Here is a 13,722-nt window from a genome sequence, read left to right on the forward strand (position 1 = left end):
CAATATGTCTAGACATACCACGATGGATCGATTTGGCGAGGGAGGCTGAACGGATGCAGGAATGGCTGACCGTCCATGAGGGTTCGGCGCCGCTGGTGATCGGCCTGCCGCACACGGGGACCGACATTCCGGCCGCCATCGAGGCGCGGATGAATTCAGGCTGGCTGGCGCGCAAGGACGCAGACTGGTGGGTTGATCGGCTGTACGACTTCGCCGTCGACATGGGCGCAACCCTGGTCCGCACCGGCGTGTCGCGCAGCGTCATCGACGTGAACCGCGATCCGTCGGGGGCCTCCCTCTACCCCGGCATGACGACCACCGGCCTGTGCCCCATCGAAACCTTCGACGGCGAGCCACTATATCCGGCGGGCCAAGAACCCGACGCGGCCGAGATCGCCGAGCGACGGGCGACCTGGTTCGATCCCTATCATGCCGCCCTTCAGAATCAGTTGGACCGCCTGCGTATCAAAGGCCCTGTCGTCCTCTACGACGCCCACTCGATCCGCTCGGTGGTGCCGCGCCTGTTCGAGGGCGAATTGCCCCAGTTCAACATCGGCGACAACGACGGCGCGACCTGCGCCGCTGAACTGACCCAGGCTGTCGAAGCCGCCTGCGCCGTCAGTGGGGCCAGCCTGATCGTCAACGGCCGGTTCAAGGGCGGCTGGACCACACGCCATTATGGCCGCCCCGAAACCGGCGTTCACGCCATCCAGATGGAACTGGCGGACCGGGGTTACACCCTCGATCCCGCCGGTCCTGTGTCGCCCGACAACTGGCCCAGCGCCTACGAACCGGAGCGCGCCGAGCCGATGCGTCGGCATCTGCACCGCGTCCTGACCGCCTGCATCGACTTCGCGGAAAGCCAAAGATGAACACGCCCAACGCCCGGATCGTTCGCAGCCCGCGCGGGCCGGACAAGTCCGCCAAGACGTGGGCGGCCGAAGCCGCCATGCGCATGCTGATGAACAACCTCGACCCAGAAGTGGCCGAGCGGCCTCAGGACCTGGTCGTCTATGGCGGCATCGGCAAGGCCGCGCGCGACTGGGCTGCCTTCGACAAGATCGTCGAGACGCTGAAGACGCTGGAGGCCGACGAGACCTTGCTGGTTCAGTCGGGCAAGCCGGTCGGGGTCTTCCGCACCCATGCCGACGCCCCGCGGGTGCTGATCGCCAACTCCAACCTGGTGCCCAAATGGGCGACCTGGGAGCATTTCAACGAACTCGATCGCAAAGGCCTGATGATGTACGGTCAGATGACGGCCGGGTCGTGGATCTACATCGGCACCCAAGGCATCGTCCAAGGCACCTATGAGACCTTCATGGAGGCCGGGCGCCAGCACTATGGCGGCGACTGGTCGGGCAAGTGGATCCTGACGGCTGGCCTGGGCGGCATGGGCGGCGCCCAGACCCTGGCCGCGACCATGGCGGGCGCCTCCTGCCTGGCCATCGAATGCCAGCGCAGCCGGATCGAGATGCGGCTGAAGACCCGCTACCTCGACGTCATGGCCGAGACGCTGGACGAGGCGTTGGCTCTGATCGAAGACGCCGGGCGAACGGGAAAACCCTCATCTGTCGGTCTGTTGGGCAATGCAGCGGATGTCCTGCCTGAAATGGTGAAACGCGGTGTTCGCCCCGATCTGGTCACCGACCAGACCAGCGCCCACGACCTGATCAACGGCTATCTGCCCTCCGGCTGGACCGTCGCCGAATGGGAAGACAAGCGCGTCAGCGATCCTGACAGCGTCGCCGTCGCCGCGCGCACCTCCATCGTCGAACACGTCAAGGCGATGCTGGCCTTCCAGGCGATGGGCGTGCCGACGACCGACTACGGCAATAACATCCGCCAGGTCGCCTTCGATGCCGGCGTCATAAACGCCTTCGACTTTCCCGGCTTCGTCCCGGCCTATATCCGCCCGCTGTTCTGCCGGGGGATCGGCCCTTTCCGCTGGGCCGCCCTCACCGGCGATCCAGACGATATCCGAAAGACCGACGCGGCGATGAAGGCGCTCTTCCCCGACAACGCCGGCCTGCATCGCTGGCTGGACATGGCGGGCGAGCGCATTGCATTTCAAGGCCTTCCGGCACGTATCTGCTGGATCGGATTGGGTGATCGACACCGCGCCGGCCTGATGTTCAACGAGATGGTGGCCTCGGGCGAACTGTCCGGCCCCATCGTCATTGGCCGCGATCATCTGGACAGCGGCTCGGTCGCCAGCCCGAACCGTGAGACCGAGGCCATGATGGACGGCTCCGACGCCGTCTCCGACTGGCCCCTGCTGAACGCCCTGCTGAACACAGCCTCGGGCGCCAGCTGGGTGTCGCTGCACCACGGCGGCGGGGTCGGCATGGGCTATTCCCAGCATTCAGGCGTCGTCATCGTCGCCGACGGCACGCCTGAGGCCGCCAGACGGCTGGAGCGGGTGCTGTGGAACGACCCCGCCACCGGCGTCATGCGTCATGCCGACGCCGGCTACGAGATCGCCCGCGCGGCCGCCCGCGAGCACGAACTGAACCTTCCGAGCCTGAAGGCCTGAGCCATGACCACCCTGACCATCGGCCAATCGCCCCTTACCCTCTGCCAGCTACGCGCCGTGCTGGACGGCCCCGTGACCGTCTCTGTCACCCCCGCCGCCTGGGCCGATGTCGAGAAGAGCGCGGCGACCATCGCCGACATCGTGGCGGAGGGCCGCACCGTCTATGGCGTCAACACGGGCTTCGGCCTGCTGGCCAACACCTCCATCGCGCCGGAGGATCTGGAAACGCTTCAGCGCAACCTGGTGCTCAGCCACGCCTGCGGCGTCGGACCGTTGCTGCCCGATGCGGTGACGCGCCTGTTGATGGTGCTGAAGATCGCCAGCCTGTCGCGGGGCGCCTCGGGCATTCGGCGCGAGACGCTGAAGGCGCTGATCGCGCTGGTCAACGCAGACGTCCTGCCCTGCATCCCGTCCAAGGGATCGGTCGGCGCCTCGGGCGACCTGGCCCCGCTGGCCCACATGTCCTGCGTCCTGATCGGCGTGGGCGAGGCGCGGCTGAACGGCGAGACGCTGGAGGCCGAAGCGGCCCTGGCCAAGATCGGTTTGACGCCCTTGACGCTCGGCCCCAAGGAGGGCCTGGCCCTGCTGAACGGCACCCAGTGTTCGACGGCGCTGGCCCTGGCGGGCCTGTTCGCGGCCGAGGCGGTCTTCGCCGCCGGGATCGCGGCCGGGGCCTTGTCGGTCGATGCGCTGAAGGGCTCCGACGCCCCCTTTGACGCCCGCATCCATACGCTGCGTGGCCAACCGGGCCAGATCGCCGTCGCGGCTCGCCTGCGTGAGCTGATGACCGGCTCGGCCATCCGCGACAGCCACCGCGACGACTGCGCCAAGGTGCAGGATCCGTACTCCCTGCGTTGCCAGCCCCAGGTCATGGGCGCGATCCTTGACGTGCTGAACACGGCCGCCGCCACTCTGGAACGCGAGGCCAACGCCGTGACCGACAATCCTCTGGTATTCATCGAGGACGGAGACGTGATCTCGGGCGGAAACTTCCACGCCGAACCCGTTGCTTTCGCAGCCGATCAGATCGCAATGGCCCTGTGCGAGATCGGCAATATCTCCGAGCGTCGCACCGCCATCCTGGTCGATCCGAAGATGAGCGAACTGCCGGCCTTCCTGGTCAAGGAAAGCGGCCTGAACTCAGGCTTCATGATCGCCCAAGTGACCGCCGCCGCCCTGATCGCCGAGAACCGGATGGTCGCCCACCCGTGCAGCGTCGATACCGTCCCCACCAGCGCCAATCAGGAAGACCACGTCTCCATGGCCACCCACGGCGCGCGCCGCCTGCTGGACATGGCCGAGAACACGGCGACGGTCGTCGGAATCGAACTGCTGGCGGCGGCGCAGGGGATTGAGTTCCATCGCCCCCTGACCAGTTCCCCCGCGCTGGAACAGGTCTTCGCCATCGTCCGCGAAGCCGCCGCCCCCTACACCAGTGACCACTATTTCGCGCCCGACATCGCCCGTGCGACGGACGGCGTCAGGGCGGGCAGGTACCGGAGGTTTGCCGGTGACTTGCTGCCATCGGCCTGACCGCTTAACCGGCCAGGATGCCCAGGTGCTCCAGCAGGATCGTCGTGCCCAGGCCGATCAGGGCCACGCCGCCGATGATCTCTGCGGTCTTGCCGAACCGGGTTCCCACGGCCTTGCCGATCAGCATGCCGATGGTGGTCAGGACGAAGGTGGTGAAGCCGATAGAGGCGGCGATCACCCAGATGTTCACGCCGATGAAGGCCAGGCCCACGCCGACGGCCGCCGCGTCGATGCTGGTGCCGACGGCGGTGGCGATCAGGGCCCAGGGGCCGGACCGGCGCGGCGCGGCGTCATCTTCCGCATCGCGCGACTTGGCGCCTTCCCAGATCATCTTGCCGCCGACGATCAGCAGCAGGGTGAAGGCGATCCAGTGATCCACCTTCTCGACCAGGCCGGCGGCGATGATGCCCAAGCCCCAGCCGATCAGGGGCGTAATTGCCTCAATGACGCCGAACACCAGCCCGGCCTTGATGGCGTCCCTTACGGCCGGTCGATGCGACGCCCCGCGTCCCACGGCGGCCGCAAAGGCGTCCGTGGACATGCTGAGGGACAGGATGGCGATGGTTCCTGGGGTCATGGACTGCACTCGACCGGACGCAAGACAGCGGTTCCACTCCGGCCGGTGCGGCGGTGGAACGCGCTGGTCTCGCTAGGCGGTGATTGTCCGCTGATCGCGCCACGCGTCGAAACGCGAGTATGTTGACACGATCCCGACGCTGACGCCGGAAGCTACTCCCCAACAGGAGGCGGTCCTCTACACGCGGCGCCGAGGGATTAGCAACCGCGCAGATCAATCGAAGGGGTGCAGCGGGGCCCGTCTCAGGGCCGCCAGATTGGCGGAGTTGGTGCAGAAACAGACGGTTCTCAGTTGTCGGATGACCAGTTGAAAATGATCGACGACGGCATCGGTCGAGATGGTCGCCGCCGCCAGCACCCCCGCCGCCTGCCCCGCCACGTCGGCACCGAGACGAATCGCCTTGGCGACGTCCAGCCCGTTGCGCACACCGCCCGATCCGATGATGACGGCCTCCGGGCAGGCGCGCCTGACGTCCACCAGCGCATGGGCCGTGGGCGTGCCCCAGTCAGAGAAGACGGCGGCGTGGGCCTTGTCTGCCGGATCGACGGCGCGTTCGCCCTCGACCAGTCCCCAGTTGGAGCCGCCGGCGCCTGCGACGTCCACCGCGGCCACGCCCATATCCACCAACCGCCGCGCCGTGCGTCCCGACAGGCCCGCGCCGGTCTCCTTGACGACGACCGGAACCTCCAGCTTGAGGACCAGAGCCTCCAGCGCCGCCCCGACGCCCCACCAGTCGCGGTCGCCCTCGGGCTGACACGCCTCCTGCAACGGGTTGAGGTGAACGACCAGGGCGTCGGCGTCGATCATCTCGACCGCCCGCCGGGCCTCGTCCAGCCCGAAGCCGCGCGTCAGCTGGGCGGCCCCGATGTTGGACAGGATGAAGGTGTCCGGCGCCCGACGACGCAGCGTCCGGTCCAGACCGCCCGCCGCCCCGCCCTCGACCGCCGCGCGCTGGGAGCCAACCGCCAGGGCGATGCCCAGATGCTGGGCCGCTTCGGCCAGGCGCGCATTGATCGCCTCGGCCCGCGTCGGGCCGCCGGTCATGGCGCTGATCAGCAACGGCGACTTCAGCCGTCGCCCCAGGAAGTCGGCGCCGAGGTCGATCTTGTCGTGATCCAGATCCGGCAGCGCCTCATGGACGAAATGCACCCGGTCGAAACCCGCGTCGCGCGCGTGTCGGCCGCGCCCGGCCAGCACCACGTCCAGGTGCTGGTCTTTGCGGTTTAGCGGAGCCGCGTCGGTCACAGGCCTTATTTCGGCATCACAATGACGGGGATCTCATCGTGGGCGACGGCCGAAGCCCCGGCCGGCTGGCGTTCGACCGTCAGGGCGTAGGCGCCTGTCTGGTTGGGGCCATAAGCGCGGGCGCGCACCAGATACCAGCCGTCGTCCGGCGCGGTCCAATCCAGCTTGGCGTGGGCGTCCGACAGGCCGTCGTCGTCTGTGGCCAGGCTGGAGAAGTCGCCGTTGTCATCGACCCGGCCCAGGTCGATAAAGGAATCGAAGGCGTTCGAGACCATGGTGATCCGCAGCTTTTCGTCCTTCTTGGCCTGGAACCGATAGGCGTCGAAATAGGCGCCTTCGTCGCTCAGAGCCGCACTGTTGGACAGGGTTCCGCGCACGGTCCCGCCAACTAGAAGACTGCCCGGCTTGGGTTCAGGCCCGCGATCCAGCAGTTCGAGCGAATACAGCCCCTTGCCGTCCGCGCTCAGCGGCGAGGCCCGCACCACATAATCGCCGGCCGACGGCAGGGTGAAGTTCAGGCGCGAATCCGTGCCTTCCGCCAAGCCGTCGTCGTCGCTGGCCAGAGCCTCGAACGTATCGCCCGCCTCGCCGATCTCCAGATAGGCGTCGAAATCGCCCGAACGCAGGATCGCCTGGACGCGCTGCCCCTCCGTCCCGGTAAAGACATAGGCGTCATAGCGTTTGCCGTCGTCGCCCTGGGGGTCCTCGTCCGTGATCTCACCCTCGACCTTCTCCCCAAAGGTCGCCGCCGTAGGCGGGGGCGGCGGCGCGGTTTCGGTCACCTTCAGCGTATAGTCTCCTTCGGCCTCGTCGCTGAAGCCGCGCGCCTCGATAATATAGTCGCCATCGGCGTCCAGGGTGCGGGCGATGCGGGAATCGGTGCCCGATCCGGCCCCGTCGTCATCCTCGGCCAGTACCGAATCGTCCGACGCGCGACGCAGGGTCAGATAGGTATCGAAATCGCTCGACTTCATCTCGATGGCGACGCGCTGGCCGTTCGTGCCGGTGAAGCGATAGGTCTCGGCGCGCTGGCCGTTGTCGTTGGTGGCGCTGTCGGAACCCAGTTCGCCCTTGATCTCGTCGCCCACGGCGATCGGCTTGGAGGGCGGGGCGGGCGGCGCCTCGGCCAGGCCAACCTCGTAGCGGCCCAAGCCGTCTTCCAGCGAGGTTGCGCGGATGATGTATTCGCCCGCCGTCGGCGCCGTGAAAGTCAGGCGCGAATTCAATCCGCCGCCGGGGGCGTCGTCGTTGGAGCTGATCTCGACGAAATCGGGACCGTTCATCCGCCCGACCCGCACCAGAGGATCGAAGGCGCTGGAGTCCAGGGTCACGACGAACCGGTCGCCGGCGTTGGCGCTGAAGGTGTAGGCGTCATAGCGGCCACCATCCTCTTGCTCAGGATCACGAGCGGTCAGTTCGCCGCTCTGGGTCGCGCCGAGGCGGATGCCGCTGGGTCGCGGCGCACGCGGCGGGGCCGGCCGTTCCTGCAGCGACAGTCGATAGTCGCCGCCATCCAGTCCGCTCAGCGTCCTGGCCCGCAGGACATAGGCGCCGGCCCGCTCGGGCGTAAAACGCAGGCGGGCATCGGTGCCCTCTTCCACCCCGTCGTCGTCGGTCGCCAGCGGCTCGCCCTCGGCGCCGTCCGCATAGACCGCCAGAAACGCATCGAAGGCGTCGGACCTCAGAATGGCTTCCAGACGCTGGCCTGCGCGCGCGTCGAACCGATAGTCGTCATAGCGATATTCGTCGTCCGCGGCCTTGCCGTCTGCGTCCGTCAGGGCGCCGTTGACCGTCGCGCCGATCCGCAAGGGCTGGGCGTCCTGGGCCATCGCCGGCGCGGCGGCCCACAGAAGGGCGACGGTGCTGACAGCGGCGGCAAGAGACGGACGGTTCATGAATTCCTCCAGTAGTGGACGCGGATCATAGACGCCGAACCGTGACGGCTGTAAATCGCCGCCATCCTGATTTCCCGCCAGACGGAGCTGCCATGTCGGCCCAATCCACGCCTGTGACCCTGATCGACGGCAAGGCCTTTTCGGTTGCCCTGGTGGAGCGTGTCGGCGCTGCCGTCGCCCGGCTGGAGAGCGCATACGGCGTCAAACCCGGCCTGGCCGTCGTCATCGTCGGTGAGGATCCCGCCAGCCAGATCTATGTGCGCAACAAGGGCGAGACGACCCTGCGCGCCGGCATGCGATCCGATACCCACCGCCTGTCTGATACGACCAGCCAAGAAGAGCTGCTGGCCCTGATCGCCCAGTTGAATGCGGATGCGGGCATCCACGGCATTCTGGTGCAACTACCCTTGCCCGCCCACATCGACGCCTCGGTCGTGCTGGACGCCATTTCTCCGGACAAGGATGTGGACGGCTTCCACGTCGTCAACGCGGGTCGGCTGGCCGTCGGCCTGCCGGGCCTGGTCCCCTGCACGCCGCTGGGCTGCCTGATGCTGCTCAAGGATCAGTTGGGCGACCTGTCGGGTCTGAACGCCGTGATCGTCGGCCGCTCCAATATCGTCGGCAAGCCGATGGCCCAGCTTCTGCTCGGCGAAAGCTGCACCGTCACCGTCGCCCATTCCCGCACGCGTGACCTGCCCGAGGTGTGCCGCCGCGCCGACATCCTGGTCGCCGCCGTCGGTCGTCCCGAGATGATCAAGGGCGACTGGATCAAGCCGGGCGCGACCGTCATCGACGTCGGCATCAACCGCGTCCCCTCGGCCGACCCGGTCAAGGCCGCCGAAGGCAAGACCCGCGTCGTCGGCGACGTGGCCTTCAAGGAGGCGGTCGAGGTCGCCGATCGCATCACCCCGGTGCCGGGCGGCGTCGGCCCCATGACCATCGCCTGTCTGCTGGCCAACACCTATTCGGCGGCCTGCCGCATCAACAATATCCAACCGGAGCCATTGGACGCTTGATGCATTTATTGGGCCGGTGAATAGTCCCGCTCTGCGGCGCTATCGCCGACTGGGAGATGTCATGGTCCGCTTCAACGTTCGCGCCGTCGCTCTGACCGGCGCTCTGATGATCGTCCCCGCAGTCGCGGGCTGCGGCTACAACACCATTCCGACCAAGCAGGAACGCGCCGAGGCGGCCTGGGCGGACGTGCAGAGCCAGTATCAGCGCCGCGCCGACCTGGTTCCCAATCTGGTCGCCACCGTTCAGGGCGCCGCGATCCAGGAACGCACCACCCTGACGGACGTGATCAACGCCCGCGCCCGCGCCACCTCGGTCAATGTCTCGGCCGACGACCTGAATAACCCGCAGGCCTTCCAGCAGTATCAGGAGGCCCAGGGACAACTGTCGGGCGCCCTGTCGCGCCTGCTGGTCACGGTCGAGGCCTATCCCCAGCTTCAGGCCAACCAGAACTTCCTGACCCTGCAGTCGCAGCTGGAAGGCACCGAGAACCGCATCGCCATCTCGCGCCGCGACTACAACGAGGCGGTCCGCGACTACAACACCACGCTGCGCACCTTCCCGCAGGTGATCTGGGCCAAGACCCTGCACGGCGGCTCGCAGCCGATGCAGCTGTTCACCGCCACGGTCGCGGCCCAGTCGGCGCCCCAAGTCAACTTCAACCTGAACGCCCCGCCCGCCAACGCCTCGGCGCCCGGCGGCGGTGCACCGGCTGTGGCGCCGGGCGCTACCCCGCCCGCCCAGTGACAGCCCTTCAAGCGGCGGCGCGGCGTCAAACGGGCCTCGCCGCCCTCCTTCTGTGTCTGGTCGCCGCCCTGCTGTTTGCTTTTCCGGCAGCGGCCCAAACCAAGCTCGACTTCCCGCCCCTGACCGGCCGCGTGGTCGATCAGGCCAATCTGCTCGATCACGCGACAGAACAGGATCTGACGGAAAAGCTGGCGGCGCTGGAGGCCAGCAGCACCGACCAGCTTGTCGTCGTGACCGTGAACAGTCTTCAGGATCAGGAGATCGAGGACTACGGCTATCAGTTGGGTCGCGCCTGGGGCATCGGCCAGAAGGAAAACGACAACGGCGCCCTGCTGATCGTCGCCCCCAACGAACGCAAGGTCCGCGTTGAGGTCGGCTATGGGCTTGAGCCGATCCTGACCGACGCCTTCTCGTCTCAAGTCATTCGTGACGACATCCTGCCGTCCTTCCGCGACGGCAATTACCAAGCCGGCGTGGTCAAGGGCGTGGACGCCCTGATCGCGCAACTGTCACTCGACCCCGCAGAGGCGCAGGCGCGCGCCCAGGCGGCTGCGGCGCAGCAGACTGACACCAAGGCCGAGTCCATCATCCCGGTTGTCATCATCGCGGCCATCTTCCTGTTCATGTTCCTGATCGCCATGCGGTCCGGACGCGGGCGGCGCAGCAACGTCGGATCCGTGCTGCTGTGGGCTGCGTCCGAAGCGCTGAGAAGCTCGGGACGCGGCGGGGGCGGAGGCGGCTTTGGCGGCGGTGGTGGGTTCGGCGGAGGCGGCGGCAGCTTCGGCGGCGGCGGCGCCTCGGGAGGATGGTGATGCAGATCACGGACAACGACCGCATCCGGATCGGCGAGGCCATCTCGGCGGCCGAGCGACAGACGTCTGGCGAAATCTTCTGCGTGATTTCGCGACGGGTCTCCACCTACCTGGACGTCAGCCTGGCTTGGGCGGCAGGCGCCGCCCTTCTGGCGCCCATCGTCTTCATTCCCTTCTTGCTGGATTTCCGCTGGCCAGGCGATGGGTGGGAAGCCGCGCATCAGGCCGCCCAAGCCGCAGCCACGGGTCAGGCCCTGGTCCTCTATGCCTTGTCTCAAGCCGTGGTCTTCGTCGGCGTCTTCCTGCTGACGCGCATTCCCGCCGTTAGTAGGCTGGTCACGCCTGCCGGGGTCCGGCGTAGCCGTGTCAGAGAAGCCGCCTTGCAGCAGTTCATGGCTCAGGGTGTCCATGTGACCACCGAACGCACCGGCGTCCTGCTGTTCGCCGCGCTGGACGAACATCAGGTCGAGCTGATCGCCGACGAAGGCATCCACACCAAGGTGGACGAAGACGCCTGGGCCCAGGCCGTCGCCGTCCTGACCCGCGAAATGCGGGCCGACCGTCCGGTCGAGGGTTTCGCGGCGGCAATCGACCTGTGCGGCCAAGTGCTGGCCCGGCACTTCCCGCCGCGCCCCGACAACCCCAACGAACTGCCCGATCACCTGATCCTGCTCTGATCGTCGTATCGGGGTCGCAATCGCGCGCCAGAAGGCCTAGCCCACGGTCAACGCCCATATAGCCGCAAACCCATGCCTCGCCTTCTCACCTATAATGTCCATCGCTGCGTCGGCACCGATCGCCGGCTAGATGTCGCGCGGATCGTCGCCGTCATCGGCGAGTTCGAGCCGGACATCGTCTGTCTGCAAGAGCTGGACGTCGGCCGGGTTCGCACCGGCGGGGTGGATCAGGCCCAAGCCATCGCCACCGGCCTGGCCATGACCTCGCGCTTTCACCCGGCGATGCAGGTCGAGGCTGAACTGTACGGCGACGCTATCCTGACGCCCCATCCCGAACGGCTGATCCGCGCCGGCGCCCTGCCCACCGTGTCCGGCATTCCGGGTCTGGAGCCGCGCGGCGCCATCTGGTCCGAGATCGAGATCGGCGGAACCGCCATCAACGTCCTGAACACCCACCTGGGCTTGGTCCCCCGCGAACAGCGGCTTCAGGCGGCGGCCTTGGCCGGTTCAGGCTGGGTCGGCGCCTGCACGGGTCCGACCCTGCTGGCGGGCGACTTCAATGCCACCTCGATCACCCGCCCCTACCAGACCCTGTGCCGAAGCCTTCAGGACTGTCAGCGTCAGTTGGGCCTGAAGCCCAGCGTGAAGACCTTCCCATCGGCCTTCCCCGCCATCCGCATCGACCACTGTTTCGTCAGCAAGGAAATCCGTATCCGCGCGGTGCGGTCGGCTTTCTCACCCTTGGCGCGGGTGGCGTCTGATCACTTGCCGCTGATCATCGACTTCGACGTGGTTCAGCCCGGCGCCTGACCGCCCTCGGACGCGGGACGGGTACGTTGGGACCGTTTCAGCCGCTTCCACGGCCGCCAGGCGTCGGTCGAAGAGGTCGGATCGCCCAGTTGCCATTCGGCGAACATCCTCTGGATGCGCGTCGGCGGGTCCGACCCAAGCGGCTTCAACCGATCCGTCTCGAAGCTGCAGATCGCAGCCCCGATCGATCCGAATACGCCCTCGACAGCCGCATAGTCCTGGGTCGCGACACCCAGCCAGTGGGCGATGGTGCGGTGACGATAGGCGGTGATCACGGCCCGCCCGGCCGCATCCGTCGGCTCGGCGGCGATGTCGCACTCGGTGTCCAACCCCATCGAGCGGTTGTTCAGGTTCGTGGATCCGATCCTCAGCAGCCGGTCGTCGATGATCGTCACCTTGGCGTGCACGATGATCCGGTCGCCATGTTCGGTCAGCGGGGCGAAGGCGAAGAAGCGGTTATAGGTGTCTGCCTGCTCCAGCCGGTACAGCACCTCGGCCCGCGCGGTGTCCATGGTCAGGCTGTCGAACCAGCTGGGGCTTTTCGCCGTCGATATGACGATCACCTGCGGTCCATCCACTTCGGCCAGCCGTTCGGCCAGGGCGGCGGCGATCACCGGTGAGGTGAAATACTGGTTCTCGAAATAGATCAGACGCTTGGCGCGGCGAATGGCCTCCAGGTGGAGGGCCTCGCTTTCGCGCACCTCGTGCCGGCCCGACCATTTGGGCTCGGTGCGGGCGATGCCGACGGGCACGTCGGTCATCTGCACCGGCACGCCATCCGGCCAAGGATCGCTTTCGACCTCATCCGGGGTGGTGCGTTCCCAGGTCGCCTTGAACCAGCGCTCCCGCGCCAGATCGCCCAGCGCGCGCGCCGCCGGGCCATCCATCACGCTCATCACCTCGTGGCGCGCCTTGCAGATCAGGCCGCTGGGCAGGGCGCGGCGCGGATCGCCGTCCAGATGCTCGTCGGAATCCCAGCGGTCCGTCGAGATGTCGCCCCCGCCGCAGAAGGCCACCTTGTCGTCGATCACCACCACCTTCTGGTGATGGCAGGCGCCGATCGGTCCCGGCGAATCCAGTCGGAACTCCACCATCCGCTTGCGGAACCAGCGTTGCGCTCGGTGCGGATAAAAGCCCTGCGACGCCGCGATCAGCAGCGGCGATTTCCAGATCAGCAGCCGCACATCAAGATCGGGCTTCTTCTTAACCAACATCCGCAACTGGCGACCAATCTCGGCCGACTTGTCGCCGGGCCGGGTTTCGGGGTCCAGATGGGTGCGCGGATCGAACTGCCAGCCCAGCAGCACGATGGAGCGTTCGGCCTTGTGGATCGCCGACGACAGGGCGTCGAAATAGGCCTCGTTCTCCATCAGCACGGAAAAGCGATTGGCGACCGCGACGGTCCACAGCCCCGGACCGGGGTCTAGCAAACTGCCTTCGTAACTGTCGCCGCTCTGCGTCATGCGACCCATCTGACTGATTCGCGTGACACGGTGTCGGAGCGCCTCCTGCCTCCGTTCCACGCAGTTCGCGCGCGGTCAATCTTTGAAGGGGCGGGCGTTGAAGGCGGGATTGTGACGTTCGTCGATTTGGCGCATAAGGAGCGTGGCCATTCGGGCCGCGAGGGAGGGTGGAATGCAGGCGCTGGTCGAACTGATCGCCGGCTTCATCGCGCTTCTGGCCCCCGCCGTCCTGTCCCAGTTCGGCGTGGACACCCACACCCCGTCGCATTCCGACCGCGAAGTCCGCCGTGTCGTCGAATGTCGCGACGCCGGATCGTCCTCGGCCGTCCTGTCGGAAACCAGGCGCGACTGCTGATCGCGTTCGAGTCGGTTCCGTCCGAACCAATCATGCTCTAGGGTTTCATCGGCGTTGTCGG

13 protein-coding genes and 1 riboswitch are annotated in these 13,722 nt (G+C 67.1%); of the genes, 9 read left to right on the forward strand and 4 right to left on the reverse strand.

All coding sequences use genetic code 11. From position 1 onward, the window contains the following. Positions 1-53: 53 nt before the first annotated feature. From hutG to hutH, 3 genes are read left to right on the forward strand one after another with little or no spacing between them, the layout of a single operon-like run. The gene (hutG, locus tag AC3ISA_RS15930) at positions 54-872 is read left to right on the forward strand and encodes an N-formylglutamate deformylase (RefSeq protein WP_489178645.1); all 819 of its coding nucleotides are present in this window, start codon (positions 54-56) and stop codon (positions 870-872) included. After that, on the forward strand, positions 869-2,533 hold the full coding sequence (hutU, locus tag AC3ISA_RS15935; RefSeq protein WP_489178646.1) for a urocanate hydratase: 1,665 nt from the start codon (positions 869-871) through the stop codon (positions 2,531-2,533). Before hutG ends, hutU begins: the two co-directional genes overlap by 4 nt. A 3-nt stretch (positions 2,534-2,536) precedes the next feature. Continuing rightward, positions 2,537-4,066 (forward strand): histidine ammonia-lyase, encoded by a 1,530-nt coding sequence (gene hutH / locus AC3ISA_RS15940; RefSeq protein WP_489178647.1) that lies wholly within the window; start codon positions 2,537-2,539, stop codon positions 4,064-4,066. Positions 4,067-4,070: 4 nt separating this feature from the next. Here hutH and AC3ISA_RS15945 read toward each other — a convergent pair whose 3' ends face one another. The 3 genes from AC3ISA_RS15945 to AC3ISA_RS15955 all read right to left on the reverse strand — a co-directional run bounded on the left by AC3ISA_RS15945 (position 4,071) and on the right by AC3ISA_RS15955 (position 7,783). Continuing rightward, the gene (locus AC3ISA_RS15945) at positions 4,071-4,643 is read right to left on the reverse strand and encodes a manganese efflux pump MntP (protein ID WP_489178648.1); all 573 of its coding nucleotides are present in this window, start codon (positions 4,641-4,643) and stop codon (positions 4,071-4,073) included. A 26-nt stretch (positions 4,644-4,669) separates the two neighbouring features. Then, positions 4,670-4,813: riboswitch (yybP-ykoY riboswitch) on the reverse strand. Between the two features lie 43 nt (positions 4,814-4,856). Then, positions 4,857-5,888 carry a type 2 isopentenyl-diphosphate Delta-isomerase gene (gene fni, locus AC3ISA_RS15950; protein WP_489178649.1) on the reverse strand — a complete coding sequence of 344 codons (1,032 nt, stop codon included), beginning with the start codon at positions 5,886-5,888 and terminating at the stop codon, positions 4,857-4,859. Between the two features lie 5 nt (positions 5,889-5,893). After that, positions 5,894-7,783 (reverse strand): PPC domain-containing protein, encoded by a 1,890-nt coding sequence (locus tag AC3ISA_RS15955; protein WP_489178650.1) that lies wholly within the window; start codon positions 7,781-7,783, stop codon positions 5,894-5,896. A 92-nt stretch (positions 7,784-7,875) separates the two neighbouring features. On the opposite strand from AC3ISA_RS15955, the gene folD reads away from it, so the two are divergent. The 5 genes from folD to AC3ISA_RS15980 all read left to right on the forward strand — a co-directional run bounded on the left by folD (position 7,876) and on the right by AC3ISA_RS15980 (position 11,843). Continuing rightward, complete coding sequence (gene folD, locus AC3ISA_RS15960) at positions 7,876-8,799, forward strand: bifunctional methylenetetrahydrofolate dehydrogenase/methenyltetrahydrofolate cyclohydrolase FolD (protein ID WP_489178651.1); 924 nt, start codon at positions 7,876-7,878, stop codon at positions 8,797-8,799. Between the two features lie 61 nt (positions 8,800-8,860). Further along, positions 8,861-9,544: a LemA family protein gene (locus tag AC3ISA_RS15965; protein ID WP_489178652.1), complete on the forward strand. Its 684-nt coding sequence runs from the start codon at positions 8,861-8,863 to the stop codon at positions 9,542-9,544. Continuing rightward, positions 9,541-10,356, forward strand: coding sequence for a TPM domain-containing protein (locus AC3ISA_RS15970; protein WP_489178653.1), 816 nt, complete (start codon positions 9,541-9,543; stop codon positions 10,354-10,356). Before AC3ISA_RS15965 ends, AC3ISA_RS15970 begins: the two co-directional genes overlap by 4 nt. Continuing rightward, positions 10,356-11,033, forward strand: a complete 678-nt coding sequence (locus AC3ISA_RS15975; protein WP_489178654.1) for a TPM domain-containing protein — start codon at positions 10,356-10,358, stop codon at positions 11,031-11,033. The genes AC3ISA_RS15970 and AC3ISA_RS15975 overlap by 1 nt, the downstream gene beginning before the upstream one ends. 72 nt (positions 11,034-11,105) lie before the next feature. Then, complete coding sequence (locus AC3ISA_RS15980; protein WP_489178655.1) at positions 11,106-11,843, forward strand: endonuclease/exonuclease/phosphatase family protein; 738 nt, start codon at positions 11,106-11,108, stop codon at positions 11,841-11,843. Here AC3ISA_RS15980 and AC3ISA_RS15985 read toward each other — a convergent pair. After that, the gene (locus AC3ISA_RS15985) at positions 11,828-13,315 is read right to left on the reverse strand and encodes a phospholipase D-like domain-containing protein (protein ID WP_489178656.1); all 1,488 of its coding nucleotides are present in this window, start codon (positions 13,313-13,315) and stop codon (positions 11,828-11,830) included. The two genes, AC3ISA_RS15980 and AC3ISA_RS15985, sit on opposite strands and share 16 nt — an antisense overlap. 163 nt (positions 13,316-13,478) lie before the next feature. Here AC3ISA_RS15985 and AC3ISA_RS15990 point away from each other — a divergent pair, with 163 nt between their 5' ends. Further along, complete coding sequence (locus AC3ISA_RS15990; protein WP_489178657.1) at positions 13,479-13,661, forward strand: hypothetical protein; 183 nt, start codon at positions 13,479-13,481, stop codon at positions 13,659-13,661. The last annotated feature ends 61 nt before the right edge of the window (positions 13,662-13,722 follow it).

The organism is Brevundimonas sp. KH_058, assembly GCF_057838505.1.

Coding starts and splice junctions, on each gene's coding strand:
- hutG (WP_489178645.1), top strand. CDS start 54: ATGCAGGAATGGCTGACCGTCCATGAGGGTTCGGCGCCGCTGGTGATC.
- hutU (WP_489178646.1), top strand. CDS start 869: ATGAACACGCCCAACGCCCGGATCGTTCGCAGCCCGCGCGGGCCGGAC.
- hutH (WP_489178647.1), top strand. CDS start 2,537: ATGACCACCCTGACCATCGGCCAATCGCCCCTTACCCTCTGCCAGCTA.
- AC3ISA_RS15945 (WP_489178648.1), bottom strand. CDS start 4,643: ATGACCCCAGGAACCATCGCCATCCTGTCCCTCAGCATGTCCACGGAC.
- AC3ISA_RS15955 (WP_489178650.1), bottom strand. CDS start 7,783: ATGAACCGTCCGTCTCTTGCCGCCGCTGTCAGCACCGTCGCCCTTCTG.
- folD (WP_489178651.1), top strand. CDS start 7,876: ATGTCGGCCCAATCCACGCCTGTGACCCTGATCGACGGCAAGGCCTTT.
- AC3ISA_RS15965 (WP_489178652.1), top strand. CDS start 8,861: ATGGTCCGCTTCAACGTTCGCGCCGTCGCTCTGACCGGCGCTCTGATG.
- AC3ISA_RS15975 (WP_489178654.1), top strand. CDS start 10,356: ATGCAGATCACGGACAACGACCGCATCCGGATCGGCGAGGCCATCTCG.
- AC3ISA_RS15980 (WP_489178655.1), top strand. CDS start 11,106: ATGCCTCGCCTTCTCACCTATAATGTCCATCGCTGCGTCGGCACCGAT.
- AC3ISA_RS15985 (WP_489178656.1), bottom strand. CDS start 13,315: ATGGGTCGCATGACGCAGAGCGGCGACAGTTACGAAGGCAGTTTGCTA.
- AC3ISA_RS15990 (WP_489178657.1), top strand. CDS start 13,479: ATGCAGGCGCTGGTCGAACTGATCGCCGGCTTCATCGCGCTTCTGGCC.